This is a genomic window from Bradyrhizobium sp. dw_411 (genome assembly GCF_018449695.1).
In the GTDB taxonomy this organism is placed as follows: Bacteria; Pseudomonadota; Alphaproteobacteria; order Rhizobiales; family Xanthobacteraceae; genus Bradyrhizobium.
In genome coordinates this window covers 81,700-100,005 of sequence record NZ_JAAVUY010000013.1, presented here as the reverse complement: position 1 = coordinate 100,005, position 18,306 = coordinate 81,700, and the positions used below count along the sequence as shown (strand labels likewise).

19 protein-coding genes are annotated in these 18,306 nt (G+C 61.1%); 8 read left to right on the top strand and 11 right to left on the bottom strand.

What is annotated here, in order from left to right; translation table 11 throughout:
* The first annotated feature begins 2 nt into the window (after window positions 1-2).
* Together nadC and HB676_RS22150 are read left to right on the top strand one after the other, a co-directional pair.
* Window positions 3-893 (top strand): carboxylating nicotinate-nucleotide diphosphorylase, encoded by an 891-nt coding sequence (nadC, locus tag HB676_RS22155; RefSeq protein WP_213740359.1) that lies wholly within the window; start codon window positions 3-5, stop codon window positions 891-893.
* Between the two features lie 42 nt (window positions 894-935).
* Window positions 936-1,679 carry a pyrimidine 5'-nucleotidase gene (locus HB676_RS22150; RefSeq protein ID WP_213740357.1) on the top strand — a complete coding sequence of 248 codons (744 nt, stop codon included), beginning with the start codon at window positions 936-938 and terminating at the stop codon, window positions 1,677-1,679.
* Window positions 1,680-1,685: 6 nt separating this feature from the next.
* Here the strand turns inward: HB676_RS22150 and HB676_RS22145 are convergent, their stop codons facing one another.
* Entirely contained in the window at window positions 1,686-2,570 is an 885-nt protein-coding gene (locus tag HB676_RS22145) for an alpha/beta hydrolase (protein WP_213740354.1), read from the bottom strand.
* 200 nt (window positions 2,571-2,770) lie between these two features.
* On the opposite strand from HB676_RS22145, the gene HB676_RS22140 reads away from it, so the two are divergent.
* On the top strand, window positions 2,771-3,403 hold the full coding sequence (locus tag HB676_RS22140; RefSeq protein WP_213740352.1) for a hypothetical protein: 633 nt from the start codon (window positions 2,771-2,773) through the stop codon (window positions 3,401-3,403).
* A gap of 189 nt (window positions 3,404-3,592) precedes the next feature.
* Here HB676_RS22140 and HB676_RS22135 read toward each other — a convergent pair whose 3' ends face one another.
* Both HB676_RS22135 and HB676_RS22130 read right to left on the bottom strand, forming a co-directional pair.
* On the bottom strand, window positions 3,593-4,225 hold the full coding sequence (locus tag HB676_RS22135; RefSeq protein WP_213740350.1) for a thiamine pyrophosphate-dependent enzyme: 633 nt from the start codon (window positions 4,223-4,225) through the stop codon (window positions 3,593-3,595).
* Window positions 4,219-4,746 (bottom strand): thiamine pyrophosphate-binding protein, encoded by a 528-nt coding sequence (locus HB676_RS22130; RefSeq protein WP_213740348.1) that lies wholly within the window; start codon window positions 4,744-4,746, stop codon window positions 4,219-4,221. The genes HB676_RS22135 and HB676_RS22130 overlap by 7 nt, the downstream gene beginning before the upstream one ends.
* 201 nt (window positions 4,747-4,947) lie before the next feature.
* Here HB676_RS22130 and HB676_RS22125 point away from each other — a divergent pair, with 201 nt between their 5' ends.
* From HB676_RS22125 to HB676_RS22110, 4 genes are all read left to right on the top strand, one after another.
* Entirely contained in the window at window positions 4,948-5,961 is a 1,014-nt protein-coding gene (locus tag HB676_RS22125; protein WP_213740346.1) for an ABC transporter substrate-binding protein, read from the top strand.
* 121 nt (window positions 5,962-6,082) lie between these two features.
* A complete protein-coding gene (locus HB676_RS22120) occupies window positions 6,083-6,934 on the top strand; it encodes an ABC transporter permease subunit (RefSeq protein ID WP_213740344.1) in 852 nt (283 codons plus the stop codon).
* A 1-nt stretch (window position 6,935) separates the two neighbouring features.
* Entirely contained in the window at window positions 6,936-7,754 is an 819-nt protein-coding gene (locus tag HB676_RS22115) for an ABC transporter permease (RefSeq protein ID WP_213740342.1), read from the top strand.
* Window positions 7,738-8,871, top strand: a complete 1,134-nt coding sequence (locus HB676_RS22110; protein WP_249780392.1) for an ABC transporter ATP-binding protein — start codon at window positions 7,738-7,740, stop codon at window positions 8,869-8,871. The genes HB676_RS22115 and HB676_RS22110 overlap by 17 nt, the downstream gene beginning before the upstream one ends.
* Before the next feature lie 177 nt (window positions 8,872-9,048).
* On the opposite strand, the gene recQ is transcribed toward HB676_RS22110, so the two are convergent.
* The 6 genes from recQ to HB676_RS22080 form a co-directional block, all read right to left on the bottom strand.
* Window positions 9,049-10,914: a DNA helicase RecQ gene (recQ, locus tag HB676_RS22105; protein WP_213740340.1), complete on the bottom strand. Its 1,866-nt coding sequence runs from the start codon at window positions 10,912-10,914 to the stop codon at window positions 9,049-9,051.
* Between the two features lie 127 nt (window positions 10,915-11,041).
* Entirely contained in the window at window positions 11,042-11,749 is a 708-nt protein-coding gene (locus HB676_RS22100) for a polysaccharide deacetylase family protein (RefSeq protein WP_249780391.1), read from the bottom strand.
* Window positions 11,750-11,797: 48 nt separating this feature from the next.
* Window positions 11,798-11,941: a hypothetical protein gene (locus tag HB676_RS22095; RefSeq protein WP_213740336.1), complete on the bottom strand. Its 144-nt coding sequence runs from the start codon at window positions 11,939-11,941 to the stop codon at window positions 11,798-11,800.
* Window positions 11,938-12,975 (bottom strand): homoserine O-succinyltransferase, encoded by a 1,038-nt coding sequence (locus tag HB676_RS22090; protein ID WP_213740334.1) that lies wholly within the window; start codon window positions 12,973-12,975, stop codon window positions 11,938-11,940. The genes HB676_RS22095 and HB676_RS22090 overlap by 4 nt, the downstream gene beginning before the upstream one ends.
* A 16-nt stretch (window positions 12,976-12,991) precedes the next feature.
* A complete protein-coding gene (locus HB676_RS22085) occupies window positions 12,992-14,296 on the bottom strand; it encodes an O-acetylhomoserine aminocarboxypropyltransferase/cysteine synthase family protein (protein WP_213740332.1) in 1,305 nt (434 codons plus the stop codon).
* Between the two features lie 175 nt (window positions 14,297-14,471).
* Complete coding sequence (locus HB676_RS22080) at window positions 14,472-15,431, bottom strand: alpha/beta hydrolase (protein ID WP_213740331.1); 960 nt, start codon at window positions 15,429-15,431, stop codon at window positions 14,472-14,474.
* Between the two features lie 99 nt (window positions 15,432-15,530).
* Here HB676_RS22080 and HB676_RS22075 point away from each other — a divergent pair, with 99 nt between their 5' ends.
* Window positions 15,531-16,403, top strand: a complete 873-nt coding sequence (locus HB676_RS22075; protein WP_213740330.1) for a branched-chain amino acid aminotransferase — start codon at window positions 15,531-15,533, stop codon at window positions 16,401-16,403.
* 51 nt (window positions 16,404-16,454) lie between these two features.
* On the opposite strand, the gene HB676_RS22070 is transcribed toward HB676_RS22075, so the two are convergent.
* Together HB676_RS22070 and HB676_RS22065 are read right to left on the bottom strand one after the other, a co-directional pair.
* Window positions 16,455-17,333 carry an acyl-CoA acyltransferase gene (locus tag HB676_RS22070; RefSeq protein WP_213740329.1) on the bottom strand — a complete coding sequence of 293 codons (879 nt, stop codon included), beginning with the start codon at window positions 17,331-17,333 and terminating at the stop codon, window positions 16,455-16,457.
* Window positions 17,334-17,362: 29 nt separating this feature from the next.
* Complete coding sequence (locus HB676_RS22065) at window positions 17,363-18,301, bottom strand: amino acid--[acyl-carrier-protein] ligase (RefSeq protein ID WP_213740328.1); 939 nt, start codon at window positions 18,299-18,301, stop codon at window positions 17,363-17,365.
* Window positions 18,302-18,306: the final 5 nt, after the last annotated feature.

Below are 18,306 nucleotides of genomic sequence, written 5' to 3'. Positions count from 1 at the left end.
CGATGAGACTTAATCGTTTTATGATCCGGCCGCTGGTCGAGCAGGCGCTGCGCGAAGAACTCGGTCCCGGCGATACCACCGGCGGATTCCTGGTCGGTGAAGACCCGGTGCAGACGGCGCAGATCTACGCCAAGGGCCATGGCATCGTCTGCGGCTTGTTATTGGCGGATGAGACCATCAAGCAGATCGATCCCGAGGCGCAGATCGAATATGCGGTGCAGGATGGCGATCCGGTCGGGCCCGGCACCGTGTTGCTGCGCGTCAAGGCGCGCGCCTCGACCTTCTTCATCATCGAGCGCAATTCGCTCGACTGGCTACAGCAGATGTCCGGCATTGCCACCAAGACCCGGCGCTATGTCGATCTGGTCAAGCATACCAAAGTGCGGCTCACCGACACCCGCAAGGGCTGGCCGGGTCTGCGCATGATCATGAAATATGCGGTGCGGGTCGGCGGCGCACACAATCATATCTTCAGCCTCGCCAACTGCATTCTGGTCAAGGACAACCACATCAAGATCGCAGGTTCGATCACCAACGCGATCAAGATATTGCGCGCGTCCGCGCAGCACACCTTCAAGATCGAGGTGGAATGCGAGACGCTTGAAATGGTCGAAGAAGCCTTGGCCTGCGGCGTCGAGATCATCATGTTCGACAATATGGACATGGACGAGATGCGCGCCGGCCTCAAGCTGGTCAACGGCCGGGCCATGACCGAAGCCTCCGGCGGTATCAACGAGCAGACCATTGTGCCGATCGCTGAAACCGGCGTCGATATCATCTCGGTTGGCGATCTCACGCACTCTATTCGTGCGCTTGATATCAGCCTCGATGTGCGCGATATCAAACCCAGCGCGCATCGCACCATTCAGCGCTTGAACGAAGCCGCGCGCTGACGTCCGGCGGGGCGTCGGCCGGTATAACGCGTTGAAAGCTCCATGACGGATTTTGCGCCCGCGCTGGAATACGACAAGGCGGGCGGTTCGCTCGGCGAATTCGCTCATGTCGATACATGGGTGTTCGATCTGGACGATACGCTCTATCCGCGTTCGATCGGTCTCCATGATCAAATGAAGCGGCGCGTGGTTCTGTTCATCGCCGATCAGATGAAGATCGATCACGCCGCTGCCGAGGCCGTGCATCTCGATTACTATCAACGCTATGGCGCAACGCTCCACGGTCTGATCGATTTGCATGGCATCGCGCCGCGTGCCTTTCTGGACTTCATTCACGATATCGATCTGTCGGTGCTTGGGCGCAATGAAGCGCTCATCGCGGCGCTGCGGGCACTTCCAGGCCGGCGGATCGTCTTCACCAACGCCTCCCGCGGCCACGCCGTCGCTGCGCTGGAGGTCATGGGCATGTCCGATCTGTTTGATGCCATCGCCAGTATCGAGGACAGCGATTTCCTCGGCAAACCGCATCTCAGCGCCTTTTCAGGCTTTTTGGATGCGCATGGAGTCAATCCCCTGACATCCGCGATGTTCGAGGATCGTCCCGGCAATCTTGTCGTGCCGCACGAGTTGGGCATGAAGACCGTGCTGGTGATCGATCCGTCGATTGATCCGGTCGAACCTTTGTCGAAGCAGCCTCATGTCGATGTGGTGGTCGCGGATCTCACGGCGTTTCTCGGCGAGGCGACCCGCAGCGCCGATAAGGCCGACGGACTGGCCGGCAAATAGAATCGGTTACATCCCGTAAATTCGCCGGGCGAAACTCGCGATCGCCTGCGTGACCGCCTTGGGCTGTTCGGGAAACAGCGCATGGCTTGCATTGGGGATGACGACAATCGTCACCCGGTCTCCCAGCATTGACTTGAGCACGCCGGCAAAGCGGCGTGGCGCGACGGGATCGTTCTCGGCCTGCAGATCCAGTATCGGCGCGGTGCCGGCCGCGAAGTAATCATCGACCGGCGTATGCTCGCGAGCGTGCGATTCCATGTGGTGCACCTCGGAATTCCATCCGCCGAGCCAGACGCTCGCATCATTGCCCGGCGCAAAAAACGCGATCTGCAGATACTCCAGCCGTTTCGCTTCGGGCATAGATGCATCGGAGGGACCGTCGATGGCCTGGCGAATGTCCGGGCCGATCGGCTTTTCGGTCGAGCCCGGCGGGACCTTGCCGGAAGACGCCGCCGCGACCACCACGCCGCGCACCAGATCGGGCCGGTCGGCCGCGATTTGCCGGGCGACAAAATTACCGAAGGCATGCCCCACAACAATCGCCGATCCCTTGTTTTCGTTTTCGATGACTTTTGCGACATCGGCGGCGAGATCGTGCATGCTCAAGCCGTCCATCGGTCCCTTGCTGCGTCCGATCCCGCGGGGTTGCGGCCGCAGCACCCGGAATCCTTCGGAGGCCAACATCGCGGCAACGGCATCGTAATCTTCGCCGGAGCGGCCCAGCGAAGGCAGCATCACGATCACGGCGCCTGAGCCCTGCGACAGAACCTCGATATCGACGTTGCCGCGCGAAACGATGCGTCGCTCGACGGCCGACGAATTCTGCGCGTGCGCCGGCAATGCGACAGACATGACGATGGTGACGCACAGTGAGAAGAGTACGTGGTTCATTGTTTTTCCTGCCTTCTTTATGAACTTCGACGTTCGGGATCGCGTCATTTGTTCGTGCGCTGGCCGATTTTGTCAGCGTGGCATTGCGGTAACTTATCAGTGACCACGCGTCGGTGGAATAGTTCCGTCGCCCCGGTGTTCCGGTTCAACACCCACATCAAGGCCGCATCCAGTGGCCGTCGCAATACACAGGAGGGGTTATGATCAGGCTCTCGCAGCACTATGGACGTCTGGCGCTTGCTTTCGCAGCAGCTCTCATTCCGATGGCGCTCGTTTCCGCGTCCGCCTTTGCGGATGGCACCCCCGTCCGCGTACGCGGCTCGGTCGTGAGTCTTGAGGGCACCAAGCTCGTCGTTCATGCCAAGGATGGCAAGGACGTCACCGTCAATCTGTCGGATAATTTTGCAGCGCTCGCCGTGGTAAAGTCCTCGATGGCCGACATCAAGGAAGGTACCTTCATCGGCACCGCCACCGTGACCCAGCCGGATTCGACGTTGCGATCCCTCGAGGTCGTGGTGTTTCCCGACAAGATGCGCGGCACCGGCGAAGGCCATTACCCCTGGGATCTCGGCTCCAACAGCATGATGACGAATGCGACGGTGGCCAATGCGGTCAAGGGGGTCGAAGGCCAGACCATCACCGTCACCTACAAGGGCGGTGAAAAGAAAATCGACGTTCCCGCCAATGTTCCTGTCGTGACCATCGTTCCGGCCACCAAGGAAGAGATCAAGCCCGGTGCGATCGTATTCGTGCCGACCATGCGCCAGACCGATGGCGCTTTGAATGGCGGCGCCGTGCTGTTCGGCAAGGACGGCGTGATCCCGCCGATGTAATTTTCCGGCTTCATCGCGGGTAAGAAAGGGGCGGCTCATGGCCGCCCTTTGTCGTTTCTTGCGCCTGGGGCTTTCATGGTTCGAGACGCGCGAAGACGCGCTCCTCACCATGAGGGTTCTCCGACCTCATCCTGAGGAGCATTGCGCAGCGATGCGTCTCGAAGGATGAAGCGGCGAAGGTAGACGCGGCTATTCCTTCTGCAGCCGTCCGCCACCAAACATCGTCGGCACATAACGCGGCGCGCCGATCGCAGTTGTGAAGCGATGTTTGGTCAGCACCGGATCGAACGCAATCGGTGGCTTCACCACTTCAGTATCCGGCCTCGCCGATAAAACCAGAAAGCGGGTGCCGTCGCCGTCGGCGGGAGCGCGCATTGCGGAAGCAAATGCTTCCGGCGTTGCGATATTTTGTGCCCGGCCAATCCCGGCGGAGCGCGCCAGTGCGGCGAGATCGAGATTGGCGTTGGTCAAAGCCTGCCCGCCGGAAGCGGCGTGAACGCCGTTCTGGATCAGCAACACGGTCAAATTAGCGGGCGCGACCGCGCCGACAGTGACCAGCGCGCCCATATGCATCATCAGGGCGCCGTCGCCCTCGACCACGATCACCGGCCGCTCCGGTTGCGCGATCGCCAGCCCAAGCGCCAGCGGCAGCGCCAGACCCATCGCGTCTTCAAAGTAGAAATTCTCGGGACGATGATGCATCGCCGCCCACAGATAGGAAGCATTGCCGAGCGACGTCACCACCAGCGCATCTTTCGGCAGCGTGTCGGCGAGGACCTGATAATAGTCGGCCCGGCTCGGAGAAATTGCTGCATTCACCATTGGACATCCTCCTGCGACAGCAGCAGCGCGAACGGGCACGAGGCTTCCTCGGCATAGGTCGCGGCGCGCTCGATCTGAGGGCCTATCGGCCGGTGGCGATCGGCCAGCGCATAAGCGAGACCGATGCCTTTAAGCACCGGCTCCGTCACCCGTCCCTTGGGGGTGTGATAGAACACGGGGTCTTCGATGGTCCCGCGATATGAGACCAGCATCAGCAGCGGAAACTGATAGCGCTGGGCGAGCGAGACCATGCCCGCGCCCATGCTCAGCAAGCCGGCATTCTGCACAAACATCGCTGTGCGCAGGCCGCCCAGCCTCGTGCCGCACGCGATCGCCAGCGCCTCTTCCTCATGTGTCGCCCGCACCAGCCGCATCGTCGGCTCCTGCTCGATCTTCACGAGAATCTCGCCAAGCCAGCTATCCGGCACGGCAATTGCAACGCCAAAACCAAGATTTTTCAGAGTATCGAGGATCTCGGACGGCCGATGCGGATCTGCGGATTGCTTACCCGAAGCCACCATCAATCAACTCCCTTGCGAGCAAGCAACTTGCCGCTGCTGAATCCTATTCAGACTACTTCAAGTCTCGCGGCGTGACCTGATGGCGCTGAATGTAGGAAAGATCAGTCTTGTTGTCGATCCAACGCGGATGCAGACTGTTCCGGTAGCGCGGCGCGAGATCGAGTGGGTGTTATCGAGAACAGTACCAACGGGGGATAGACCATGAGGCGCTTTTTACTCGCGATCTTCGTGCTTGCGATGTCAGTGCCGGCGCAGGCGCAGGACAAGCTGGTCATCAGCATCTGGGGCGGTAGCTGGCGCGATCTGATCGCGGAGACCGTCGCCAAGAAATTCACCGCCGACACCGGCGTCCCGGTCGAGTTCATCACCGGCGGCACTATCGACCGGCTGAATAAAGAGAAGCTCGCCAAGGGCAATCCCGAGAGCGATATTACATTTACGACATCCCATGTCGGCTGGCTCTATGCCAATGACGGGCTGTTCGAGCAGCTCGATCTTTCGAAAATTCCAAACGCGGCGAACCTCGCCGATGAAGCCCGCATCAGTCCGTTCCATCTCGGAGCCTGGGCCTATGTCTATACGATCGGCTACCGCGCCGATTTGTTGGGCGAGATAAAATTCGATAGCTGGAACGATCTGTGGAAGCCCGAAATGAAGGGCAAGATCGCCGGGCCGGATTTCGATCCCAGCCACATCATCGCGGTCTCGGCACTTCTGTCAGGTGGCGACGCCGCGCATTGGGAAAAGGGACAGGACAAGCTCAAGGCGCTGAAACCCAACTTCAAGGCGTTCTACACCAACGACGCCAACAGCCAGCAATTGCTCGCCAGCGGAGAAACGCCGGTGCAGATCGTGCTGTCGATGAACGCGTATTACATGATCGGGCAGGGCGTTCCGATCACGCTGGCGATCCCGAAGGAAGGCGCCGTGCTCGGTATCGATACCGTGGCGATCATGAAAGGCTCGAAGAAGGCCGATCTCGCCTACAAGTTTATCAACACGCTCTACGATCCGCAGATCCAGGCCGAGATTGCCAGGATCAAGAAGGGCAGCCCGGCGGTGCTCAACGCCAAGATCGATCCGGAAATCGCCAAGCTTCCGGGCGTCTTCACCACGGCGGCGCAGTGGAAGCAGCAGATCAATATCGACGCCAAGCTGCGTGCCGAGAAAACCGCGGAGTGGCGCAAGTGGTTTGCCGAGAACATCATGAATTGATGCCAGAGCGTTTTCAAGCGAAGTGGCTACCGGTTCGCGTGAAGAAAACGCGTCAAAACAAAAGAGTAGAGCCCGGTTCTGATTCAATCAGAACCGGTAACGCTCCAACCCAGGTCTTTCTGTGAATCCGCAGCCTTTTCTCCGCGCCTTCACGGCGCCGGCGTGGCTGTGCGCATTCAGCTTCCTCGCCGCGATGGTGGCCGTACTGCAATTCAGCCTGCGCGCCTATGTTCCCGGCTCGCTCGATCCCGGCGGCTTCACCTTTGCAAACTTCATCGATCTGCTGAAGCCGCTCTACGCGCGCGTATTCTTCGACACCGTGGTGATCTGTTTCCTGACAGCGGTCTCGACGCTGATCGTCGGCTACCCCCTGGCCTACGCGCTGGTGCGAACCCAAAGCGCCGCGATCAAATCCATTCTGCTGGTGATCGTCGTCACGCCATTGTTTCTGGGAGAGGTGGTGCGCACCTATTCCTGGATCATCGTGCTCGGCAATAACGGGTTCATCAATTCGATTTTACTCAACCTCGGGATCATCCGGCAGCCGGTCCAGTTCATGTTCACCACCTTTGGCGTGGTGGTGGCGCTGGTTCATGTGACAATGCCTGTCATGGTGATCATGCTGGCCGCGGGCCTGTCGCATATTGACCGCGATTACCAGCGCGCCGCCGAAAGCCTCGGCGCCGGCCCCATCCGTGTGTTCCTGACGGTAACGCTGCCCTTGTCGATGCCGGGCGTGGTGGCCGGCGTCACCACGGCCTTTGCGTGGACCTTCAGCGCGTTCGCGACCCCGCAACTGATCGGCGGCGGGAGGGTCAATATGATTTCCAATCTGGTGTACCAGCTTGGTTTCGCCAGCTTCAATTTCCCGTTCGCGGCAAGCCTGTGCGTGGCTGGGCTGGCGCTGACGATTGTGGTCCTGAGCGGATTGCGGCTGGCGTCGCGCCGGCTCGAAAATATCGGGCCGCATTAAGATGCCGTGCTCGGCCTATCAACGCCTGCTCGGTTTCGCCGGCAAGTTTGCCGTTGTGCTGATCCTTGGCTTCCTGATCTTGCCGGCGGTCGTTGTTACGATCGCGGCCTTTAACGACAAGGCGATTCTTTCCTTTCCGCCGCAGGCATGGTCGTGGCGCTGGTTCGCCAAGGCCATCGCCTATCAGGATTTTCGGGACGGTTTCCGCAACGGCTTGGTCGTCACGGCTTGGAGCTCGAGCTTGGCACTGGTGATCGGCGCCATGTTTGCCTTCGCGCTGCATCGCTACACTTTTCGCTTCAAGAAGGTGCTGGAGGCGATATTGGTGTCGCCGCTCGTGATCCCGCATTTTACGGTCGGACTAGGTTTTCTCATTCTGGCCGCGCAAATCGGATGGAATCGCGGCTTTGCGGTGGTGATTGCCTGCCACGTTGTGCTGGTGCTGCCCTTTGTGCTGCGCAGCGTCTATGTGTCGCTGCGCAATCTCGACCAGAGTTATGAGCGCGCCGCGGCCAGCCTCGGCGCGTCGCCGCTGCGGGTGCTGCTGACCATCACGCTGCCGCTGCTGGTTCCGGGGCTGGTCAGCGGCTGGCTGTTCGCCGCGATGTTGTCGTTCAATGAATTCACGGCTTCGTTGTTCGTCACATCGCAGCGCACGCAGACCCTGCCGGTGGCAATGTATAATTATGTCAGGGAGTTTGCCGATCCTTCGATGGCGGCGCTTTCAGTGATGTATATCGTGGCGACCGCCGCGCTGATTGTGTTCGCGAACGCGTTTTTGGGTCTGGGTAAGGTGTTGAACATTGAACAAAGCCGCTGATATCGGCGCGAAAGCGCAACAGGAAACAGCTGCTGTCCCTGATGAAGGCGCGGTTCGGTTCAGCAATGTGACCAAGCGCTTTGACGCGGTCACGGCTCTCGACAATGTGTCGATGTCGATCAAGCCCGGCGAGTTCATGACCTTGCTTGGCCCTTCTGGCTGCGGAAAGACGACGCTGCTTAACCTGGCGGCGGGATTTCTCAGCCCGGACGGTGGCGAAATTCGCATCGCCGGCGAGCGCATGAATGATGTGCCGACCTACAAGCGCGAGATCGGCATGATGTTTCAGAATTACGCGCTGTTCCCGCATATGAGCGTGGCCGGCAATGTCGCCTATGGCTTGAAGGTCCGTGGCATCGCCAAACCGGAGCGGGACCGTCGCGTCCAGGAGGTGCTGGCGCTGGTGAGACTCACAGGTTTTGAAGACCGCACGCCGCGCCAGCTCTCGGGCGGCCAGCAGCAGCGCGTCGCGCTGGCGCGCGCGCTGGTGATCAATCCGACGGTTCTCCTGCTCGACGAGCCCTTTTCGGCGCTGGACAAAAATCTGCGCGCGTCGATGCAGGTGGAGCTGCGGGAAATCCAGCGCAAGCTGAATGTGACGACCATCTTCGTCACCCACGATCAGGGCGAGGCGCTGAGCCTGTCCGATCGGGTCGCCGTGATGTCCGAAGGCAAAGTCCGCCAGCTCGGAACCCCGCAGGAAATCTACCGCCAGCCCTGCGACCGGTTCGTCGCCTCGTTCGTCGGCGACACCAATGTGCTGCGCGGCCGGCTCGAAGGCATCGAAGGCGCGTTGGCCGTCATCAGTGTTGGCGTTATCAAGGTGAAGGTGCCGAGCGGCGCTGTGATGGATGTCGCGGCATCCGCGCCAATCGATCTGTTCGTGCGGCCCGAACATCTCGTGATGACCGAAGCCACGCCGTCCTGCGCAACCAGCGGCACCATCGCTGCCCATGTCTATCAAGGCGGCCACGTCGACACTTATATCGAATGCAAGGATTCCTCTCGGGATCGGCTTCTGGTGCGATCCGCTGGCCACGAAACGATGGCGCGTTGGCCGACCGGTTCGACGGTCGGCATTTCGATTGTGGCCGGCGAGGGCGTGGCGTTCGTGTAATCGGCCGAAGCTGCGCCTCCCGCGGCCTCATGGTTCGAGACGCGCGAAGACGCGCTCCTCACCATGAGGGTCTGACAGCTTGTCCGGCCAAGCCTTTATCCTGGCCCCGACCTCATCCTGAGGAGCATCGCAAAGCGATGCGTCTCGAAGGATGAAGCTGTTGGACCGAAATTGCGCCTAACCGCCACTCGCCTTCACCAGCGCGATCAGTTCGTCGCCGTAGTGCTCAAGCTTCTTCTCGCCAATTCCCGGGATATTGCGAAGCTGTCCTGATGTCGTCGGGCGCGACGATGCAATGCCATCGATGGTTGCATCATGCAGCACGACATAGGCCGGGACGCCTCGCTGCCGCGCGACTTCCGAACGCCACGCCCGGAGCGCGCCGATCAGCGAGGGATCGCCCGCCTTGCTTTGGCCAGCGGATACAGCGATATCGCCGCGCCGGGATTTGGTCCGGCTGGGGCGGCCGGCGGCCTGCTCACGCAGCATCACCTCGGTCTCGCCTTTCAAGACGCCGCGCGCGGTCTCCGTCAGTTTCAGCGCGCCGAAGGCCTCGGCGTCGGGCTGCAGATGGCCCATCGCGACCAGTTGCCGGATCACGCCGCGCCATTGCTTTTCGTTGAATTCGGCGCCGATGCCGAACACCGAAAGCTTGTCGTGGCCGAATTGCTGAACGCGTTCGGTCTCGCGGCCGATCAGGACATCGATCAGATGCATGGCGCCAAAACGTTGCCCGGTGCGATAAGCGCAGGACAACAGTTTTTGCGCGGCGACCTTGCCGTCGCGGACTAAAGGCGGCGACAGGCAGTTGTCGCAATTGCCGCATTTGGTGGCGGCAAGGGTTTCACCGAAATAGCCGAGCAGGCGGGTGCGCCGGCAATTGGCGGTTTCAGCCAGGCTGACCAGCGCGTCGAGCTTGCCGATCGACACGCGCTTGAACGCTTCGGCGCCGGTGGATTCGTCGATCATGCGCCGCTGCTGCACGATGTCTGACAGGCCATAGGCCATCCACGCGGTGGACGGTTTGCCGTCGCGGCCGGCGCGGCCAGTCTCCTGGTAATAGGCCTCGATGCTCTTCGGCAGATCGAGATGCGCCACAAAGCGCACGTCGGGCTTGTCGATGCCCATGCCGAACGCGATCGTCGCGACAATCACGACGCCGTCTTCGTTGAGGAAGCGATCCTGATTGCGGGCGCGAATGTTGGCGTCGAGACCGGCATGATAGGGCAGCGCCTCGATGCCGGCCTTGTTCAACGCGGCGGCGGTGTCCTCGACCTTGGCGCGCGACAGGCAATAGACGATACCGGCGTCGCCAGAATGGCGTTCGCTTATGAAAGCCTTGAGTTGCGCCGGGGCATTCTGCTTGTCGACGATTTCATATTTGATGTTCGGGCGATCGAAACTCGCGACAAATCTCGGCGCATCGGCTAGCCCAAGCCGGTCGACGATCTCCTTGCGGGTGAGGTCGTCGGCCGTAGCCGTGAGCGCGATGCGCGGCACATTCGGAAAGCGCTCTGCGATGACGGACAGGCCGATATATTCCGGGCGAAAATCATGCCCCCATTGCGAAACGCAATGCGCCTCATCGATCGCAAACAATGCGATCTTGGCGCGGCCGAGCAAGGCGAGACAGCGCGGCGTCAGCAGGCGTTCGGGCGCCACATAAAGCAGATCGAGATCGCCCGCCAAAAGCCGCGCCTCGATCGCGGAGGCTTCTTCGTACGAGAGCGTCGAGTTCAGCACCGCCGCTTTGACGCCGGCTTCGAGCAATCCCGCGACCTGGTCGCGCATCAGCGCGATCAGCGGCGAGACGACGATGCCGCAGCCTTCGCGCAGCAATGACGGCAATTGATAACACAGCGACTTGCCGCCGCCGGTCGGCATCAGCACCAGGCAGTTGCCGCCCGCCACGACATGCCCAACGATCTCTTCCTGCGCGCCGCGAAAGCCGGGCAGGCCGAACACCGAATTCAGCACTGAAAGCGGGTCGGGGGCGATGTCGGAGAGACGGCTGGGGATCGGGGCGAGCGCAGAAACGGACATATGGATTTTATTGGCCCGAACAGAAACTGGAAAGGATCGATCTCCGAGGCCGAAGCCCGGACCACGATCCTAGCAGGTCTATTGCTGATTCGGGCTGTCCATGTGACCCGCAAAAATGGGGCCCGACCTACGCGCCCGCCAACGCCAACGCTTCCGCCACGCTCAGGATCTGGACGTTCCGGCGCGATGCCGCGGCCAGCGCGTGCCGCATCAGCGCGGGCGTGCAGCCGAAGGGGCTGGGCGAGGTCGCTACGTCGTGGCCGTAGAAAATAAGCCAGCCGTTTGTGGCGATGGTTTCGTCGAAGGCGCGATCGATCCCGTCACAATCGATATGGCGATTAATCAGCGGCGTGGAATTCAGATACTGCAAATCGACCGTCCCGCTGTTGGCGCCAGGCATGATGCCGCGCGACGAGCGGAAGGTCTGTTTGAGCCGCCGCTTGTGCAATACCGTACCCAGGCCATAGGGATAGGCAAAATTCTCGATCCGGATCGACGGGTCGAGCGCCAGAAAGTAGCTGCGGTTTTTCTCGATCTCTGCTGTCAATGCCGCCGCACCGAGGTCGGTGGCTCTTACGTGCGAAAACGTATGGCAGGCGATTTCATGACCCGCGCGATGCAGTTCCATGATCTCGTCGTTGGTGATCCCCATCCAATGGTCCGACGATTGATTCACCAGCCCGCCGGAGATGTAGAAAGTTCCTTTCGCTTGGTATTCATCGAGAATAGGAGCGCCGGCGGTGGCCGCACTCCTGGGCGTATCGTCGAACGTGAAGCTGACCATCGGGGCCTTGTTTTGCAGCCGAAACGGCACAGCGCCGAGATCCCGCGCCAAACGGTTGCTCACACGCGCCTTGAATGCAGACCAATCTGAACGCATGGGTCAGGCCGCCTTCATTCGACCGGCGGCCAGAGCCATATCGGCTCTGATTGAATCAGAACCGGGCTCTGCTCGTTTGTTTTGACGCGTTTTCTTCACGCGAACCGGTATCCACTTCGCTCGAAAACGCTCTGAAATGTCGATCATCGCAGCGCTCCGCGGTCCATCGACGGCGCAACCGGTTGCGCGTCGCCGGAAAGATAATCGAGCCAGTTGCGGAAGATCATCGTCGCTGTCGCGCCGGTAGCGCTATCAGGCCGAACCGTGCGGTCCGGCAATTCGGCGCTCAGGCCCGGCCGTCGCTCGAGACGCGCGCGCCGCTCGAAATCCATCAGTCTTTCTTCGGTCGCGGCATCGAAATAGCCGACCGGAAAGGCCGGATAACTATCGCGCTCGCCGGCCAGAAAGCGCGAGATATCGCGCAGATATTCCCGCTCCAGGGACAGCGGATCATATTCAGGGTGGCCCTGAAAGAACACGAATTGGCTTTGAAATTGCTTGGCAAAGATATCGACGCCAGCCTCCGCCGAATGCGTCAATGAGCGGTAGCCCCGGGCATCCAGCTCGATCTGGCGCAGCTCGTTGATGCGTGAGTGCGCAATTCGGATCGATGGCGGCAAATCCCGCATCAGCCAATCGTCCGTCATGTTGGCGCAGTCGTATATTCCGGAGCATTTGGTATCGAGCCGATGCCGCTCGATACCATCGAGATGCAGCACCGCGGCGTGGGCGGCGAGACACGACCAGATGGTCGAGCGGGTGTTGGTCTTGGCCCAGTCGACGATCTCGGCGAGTTCCTGCCAGAACGGTTCTTCCGGAAGCGTCGTGGCGATCGGCTCGGCGCCGGTGACAATCAATCCGTCGATGTGCAAATGATCGAGGTCGGCAATGTCGGTATATTTTTGGTCGACCCGCCATTTCGCCGGTTGCGACCGGCGAACCGATGGCAGCGCGAAGCAGTGGAAGCGAACGCGATTGTTGCCGGCGGCGGCAGTCAGTAGCCGCATGAATTGCCGTTCGGTCGATTGCAGCGCGCCGTCCGGCATGTTGTTGATGAGCCCGATCGTGAGCACGCCGTCCGTGGCCTCCTCACCGCGGTCGAATCGATCGGTCTCACGCATCTGCGCAGGCGCCAGCGCGGGGCTGACAATCAATCGACGCCTGTCGTGCAGAAGGGGCATGCCTGGCTCGACCGGTCTATTCCGCCGCTTCAAGCTGCGGGTGGCGTGCGCTGGCTGCTGCAAGTGCCTGGTCGATGTCTTCGATGATGTCGGAGGCGTGTTCGATGCCGATCGACAGCCGGATGGTTTCCGGCAATACGCCGGCCACGCGCTGCTGCTCGGCGGACATCTGCCGGTGCGTTGTCGAGGCCGGATGGCAGGCCAGCGACTTGGCGTCGCCGATATTGACCAGCCGTGTGATCAGCTTCAGTGAATCGTAGAAGGTCTTGCCGGCTTCCATGCCGCCCTTGATGCCGAAGGTGAACAGCGACGAGGCGTTGCCGTCGAGATATTTCTGCACCAGTTCGTAATAGGGGCTGTCGGGAAATCCCGCATAATTGACCCAGGCGACACGCGGGTCGGCGCGCAGGAATTCCGCGACCTTGCGGGCATTCTCGACATGCCGTTCGACGCGCAGCGCGACGGTTTCGATGCCTTGCAACAGCAGGAACGCATTGAACGGTGACAGCACCGATCCCATGGTGCGCTGATAGACGCTGCGTGCGCGCTGAATGTAAGCGCTGGCCCCGAACTGCTTGGTGTAGACGAGCCCGTGATAGGATTGGTCCGGTTCGTTGAAAGCCGGAAAACGCCGCGGTTGTTCGGTCCAGGGAAAACGTCCGCTGTCGACGATCGCGCCGCCCAGCGTGGTGCCGTGCCCGCCGAGGAATTTAGTCAGGGAATGCACGGCGATGTCGGCGCCGTAATCGAAGGGTTTCAACAGAATCGGCGTCGCGACGGTGTTGTCGACCACCAGCGGTACGCCATGGCGATGCGCGACTTTCGCCAGCGCCTCGATATCACAGACATTGCCGGCGGGATTGCCGATGGTTTCGGAAAAAACCGCCTTGGTGTTTTCGTCGATCAGTTTCTCGATCGCATCGGCCTTGTCGCTTTCGGCAAAGCGCGTGGTGATGCCCTGGCGCGGCAGCACGTGCGCCATCAAGGTGTGCGTGGTGCCATAGAGCTGTGGAACGGAAACGATGTTGCCGCCGGTGTCGGCGAGATTGACCAGCGCGAAATGCAGCGCGGCCTGTCCGGTTGCGACCGCCAGCGCCCCGACACCGCCTTCGAGTTCGGCGACGCGTTTTTCAAGGACGGCGGTAGTCGGATTGGCGATCCTGGAGTAGCGATAACCTTCCGCTTCGAGGTTGAACAATGCGGCGCCGTGATCGGCGCTGTCGAAGGCGTAAGCGACCGTCTGGTAGATCGGAACCGCGACGGATTTGGTCGTCGGATCGGGATCATAGCCGGCGTGAATTGCAATCGTTTCGTTACGCATGGTCCACCTCCGCGACGCATTTCATGATGCGTTCTCTCGCCCGTGCATTTTTTAGAGCGGGGAGGTCAACGGGACAATAAATCGCGCCGACATTGACGAAATATCCCTAATGGAGGTCAACGAATTGATAAAAATTTGAATGAATTTGATATCGTCGGGTAACCATATCGGGCCCTCAGCCGACCATGCGCCGGACCTGTTCGCCGATCTGCAGCAGCACCAGCTTTCCCTGCGGCAGGATGGCGCCCATGGCGTGGAAATTATGAATCATGCCGTCGTGACAAATATGTTCCACGGTAACGCCGGCCGCCATCAGCTTTCGGGCGTAGGCATTGCCCTCATCGCGCATCGGATCGAATTCGGCAGTATGGACAATGGCGGCGGGAAGCCCGGCCAGATCATTGGCGCGAAGCGGTGAAATTCTGGGGTCGGAAAGCTCAGCACCGCCGGACAAATAGTCGGCGAGATCCGCATCGATGGTGGCCTTGTCGAGCAGGTGATTTTCGGCGAACGCCTGACGCGACGGCGAGGGTTCGTCAAAATCGAGCACCGGACATATCAGGCATTGCAACGCGATCACGGGGCCGTTGGTTTGCAATGCGTGCTGGCAAACCACAGCACCAAGGGTCGCGCCTGCAGAATCCCCGCCGACAACCAGTTTGGCGGCATCGATACCGAGCGATGTGGCTTGCTCGGAAACCCACCGGGTCGCCGCGATTGCGTCCTCGATGGCGGCCGGAAACTTGTGTTCCGGTGCGAGGCGATAATCGACCGAGATCAGGCGGCAACCCGTGGTTTGCGCGAGCGCCGCGCAGACGCGGTCATGCGTCTCGATACTGCCAGCGACCATGCCGCCGCCGTGGAAGAACACGAAGCCCGGCAGGAGATCATCTGTGGCATTTGCGGGCGCGTAGAGGCGGTAGGAAATATCGCCGGCCGGACCCGGCAACAGGCCATCGATCCCGGCCGCAACGGTCACGTCGGCGCGCACGAACTGCATCAGCTTTGCGAGCGCCTGGCGGCGTTCCTGGATGCGGTCTTGAGGACGGTCTTGCGCGCTTGGCCGCGATCGATCGGCTGGCGAGGCCGCCGCGGTCATGGCGAGAAAGCGTTTGGCCAGGGGATCGAGAGGCATACCGGTTCCGCTACGTCCAGTGCGATTCCTAGGGAGGAATCCTTAGGGAATTGCGACAATAGTGGCGCTATTATGCGCCCTGCGGCGTGGATGACAACAATGCCCCCGATTGTAAAACCCGTCAGCTATTCCCAGACTTGGACCTTCTTTGAAGGCGACTGGCATGAGGGCAATGTGCCGATCATGGGTCCGCGCACGCATGCGGCGTGGCTGGCCTCGACGGTGTTCGACGGCGCACGCGCCTTTGAGGGCGTGGCGCCCGATCTCGACCGCCATTGCGCGCGGGTCAATCAGTCCGCGATCAATTTCAAGCTCAAGCCCGTCGTCGATACCGCGACCTGGATGGAACTGGCCCGGGAAGGCATCGCCCGCTTCGACGCCAAGGCCGAACTGTACATCCGGCCGATGTATTGGGCCCAGAATGGCAGCGGCGGCGGCGTGCTGTTCGATCCCGAAACGACGAACTGGTGCCTGTCCATCTATGTCGCGCCGATGCCGCCGGCATCGGGCTCGGCGATCACGCTGTCGCCATTTCGCCGGCCGACGATGGAAAGCGCCCCGGTGGATTGCAAGGCCGCTTGCCTTTACCCTAATAATTCGCGGGCGCTGATCGAGGCGCAGTCGCGCGGTTTCAACAATTGCCTGATGCTCGACATGCTCGGAAATGTCGCGGAATTCGGCAATTCCAACGTCTTCATGGCGAGGGATGGCGTGGTCTATACGCCGGCGCCGAACGGCACTTTCCTGAACGGCATCACGCGGCAGCGCGTGATCGATCTGTTGCGCGCCGACGGCGTCACCGTGGTCGAGACCATCCTGAGCTACGCCGATTTTCTAAGCGCCGATGAAATCTTCTCCAGCGGCAATTTCGCCAAGGTCGCTCCGGTGATCCGGATCGACGATCGCAACCTGCAGCCGGGGCCGTTTTACGGCCGGGCGCGTAAACTCTACTGGGATTTTGCGCACGGTTGAGAGATCCCTCATGGTGAGGAGCGCGAAGCGCGTCTCGAACCATGACGCAGCTTACGGCCCGTACAGCACCAATTCCGTATCGGTGAGATCGGCCAGCCGGGGCCGGTGCGGGCCTTTGAAATATTTGCGGCCGCGCGCCTCGGAGAAGACGCCGACAAGGCCGGGCACAGGTCCATTCGAATCGAGGAGCACAGCGAACTTGCCTCGCCGGATCAGCATTCGGCCGATGGCACCGGCACATCGGACGTATTCTGTGATATTGCGGCAATAGATCAGTTGCATCGCCGGCGGCGCGATCCATCCGCGACGAATCCGCAACTGCGACAGGATGAAGGGAAACACTTCGCCGGTCGCGGCACGACACACCAGGCTGAGGCAGCCATATCGCGCATGCCGGGTCAACAATTCGACTTCGGTTTGAGTGAGGCCCTCCACAGCCGTTGCATCCGCAGCGATGGTTTCGACGGTCACGCGCGAAGCGGCGCGCGACAATGCCGGTACCGAGAAGAACAATCCGCTGCAATAGGCATTGAACCCCTGCGTCTCGATGATCGGCCACGTCCACGTCGCCGGGCTGATATTCAGATAGGTGACTTCCTTGTGCTTCTGCGCGATCTTGGTCAGCAGCGGCGCGTAATTCCGGAATGCCGGCTCGACATACCAGCTCGACAGGTTGCAATGGATCGCCATTCCGTGGCCGTCGCTCCGCGACGTGTACAGCAGCAGGAGAACGCCGACCGGCAGCCCATCATGGTCGAGCATATAGCCGAAGCGGGGATAGCCTTGGGGGACCTCACGCTCCGCCTGGCGGCGCAATCCCTGCATCCAGTAATCGCGCGACCGGCCGAAGAATCCGCGCGTGAGGAGATCCGCGACCGCATCGATATCGGCCTCGGAAATCTCACGGCATCGGAAGCTCTGCCCGGTCACAATCGTTGCTCTGCCGCTCGCACCTGTTGTTACAGGCCGAGCATTTCCCGCACGCCGGCCGGCCAGTGGTCGAGATCGATGCCGTGGGTATGGAACATGGCGACCGCCAGGCGATCCATTCCGAACGCCACGCAGCCGGTATGGGCGGGTTCACCCGCCGCATCGACGATGTCCCATGTCGTGCCGAAATGGTCGCGGTGATAGTTGAAGCTCATGCAGGCCGTCGGCTGCTCTTCCGAGCGCAAGGGAACCAGCAGTTCGAATTTCAGTTCCTGCTGCTTCTGGCTGACGGCTTTCATCTGGCCGACGCGGCCAAAAAACGGATCGCTGGCATAATCGACCTTGAAGGTCAGGCCGAGGTCGCGTGCGATAGCCTGGGCCTTGACCATCCAGCGCTCGCGGAACGCAGAAACGTCGTCGGGGCTGCCGATGCAGACATATTCGCGCATCCGGAACGATTGCAGGCGGTCGAGATGACGGGACGGCTCGCGGCGGAAGCAGTCGGCCGCGACGTCAAATCGCAGGCCGCCTGTCGGCAGCGGGCCGCGGCTCGCCGCGATCGGATAGACCGGGTAACAGGCCGCCGGCGACAGCACGAGATCGGCCGGCGACAGCGAGGTGGTCCAGTCGCCGCCCTTGTCGAAGCGGCTGACGGCGGAATGAATTTCCTGTTCGGTGCCATGCAGGCCGCAAACACAGCCCAGCAGATTGGGGAAGCTTTTAAGATAGCCGGATTTCTCCAACTGGCCGCGGTTCATCACCGGCGGAAAGCGCATCACCTCGGTACCGGCCTCGCGATGGCGCGTGATCAAGGCGGTGAGCCGCTCGATCACGCCTTCATAAAGCGCGGTCCGGGCATAGACGCCATCGGTGCCCATGGTGTGGAACAGGGCGCCGGCAAGATAATCCAGGGGATCGGCCGGTTGTGCAACGGCGTCGGTCGGGGTGGTTCGGACGATGACGTTCATGTCTG

Bases quoted from the DNA above. Each gene is read 5' to 3' on its own strand.
- HB676_RS22130 (WP_213740348.1), bottom strand. From the start codon at position 4,746: ATGGTGGCTTCGGGTAAGCAATCCGCAGATCCGCATCGGCCGTCCGAG.
- HB676_RS22145 (WP_213740354.1), bottom strand. From the start codon at position 2,570: ATGAACCACGTACTCTTCTCACTGTGCGTCACCATCGTCATGTCTGTC.
- HB676_RS22085 (WP_213740332.1), bottom strand. From the start codon at position 14,296: ATGCGTAACGAAACGATTGCAATTCACGCCGGCTATGATCCCGATCCG.
- HB676_RS22115 (WP_213740342.1), top strand. From the start codon at position 6,936: ATGCCGTGCTCGGCCTATCAACGCCTGCTCGGTTTCGCCGGCAAGTTT.
- HB676_RS22090 (WP_213740334.1), bottom strand. From the start codon at position 12,975: ATGCCCCTTCTGCACGACAGGCGTCGATTGATTGTCAGCCCCGCGCTG.
- HB676_RS22150 (WP_213740357.1), top strand. From the start codon at position 936: ATGACGGATTTTGCGCCCGCGCTGGAATACGACAAGGCGGGCGGTTCG.
- HB676_RS22135 (WP_213740350.1), bottom strand. From the start codon at position 4,225: ATGGTGAATGCAGCAATTTCTCCGAGCCGGGCCGACTATTATCAGGTC.
- HB676_RS22075 (WP_213740330.1), top strand. From the start codon at position 15,531: ATGCCCCCGATTGTAAAACCCGTCAGCTATTCCCAGACTTGGACCTTC.
- HB676_RS22095 (WP_213740336.1), bottom strand. From the start codon at position 11,941: ATGATCGACATTTCAGAGCGTTTTCGAGCGAAGTGGATACCGGTTCGC.
- HB676_RS22125 (WP_213740346.1), top strand. From the start codon at position 4,948: ATGAGGCGCTTTTTACTCGCGATCTTCGTGCTTGCGATGTCAGTGCCG.
- HB676_RS22080 (WP_213740331.1), bottom strand. From the start codon at position 15,431: ATGCCTCTCGATCCCCTGGCCAAACGCTTTCTCGCCATGACCGCGGCG.
- HB676_RS22140 (WP_213740352.1), top strand. From the start codon at position 2,771: ATGATCAGGCTCTCGCAGCACTATGGACGTCTGGCGCTTGCTTTCGCA.
- nadC (WP_213740359.1), top strand. From the start codon at position 3: ATGAGACTTAATCGTTTTATGATCCGGCCGCTGGTCGAGCAGGCGCTG.
- recQ (WP_213740340.1), bottom strand. From the start codon at position 10,914: ATGTCCGTTTCTGCGCTCGCCCCGATCCCCAGCCGTCTCTCCGACATC.
- HB676_RS22065 (WP_213740328.1), bottom strand. From the start codon at position 18,301: ATGAACGTCATCGTCCGAACCACCCCGACCGACGCCGTTGCACAACCG.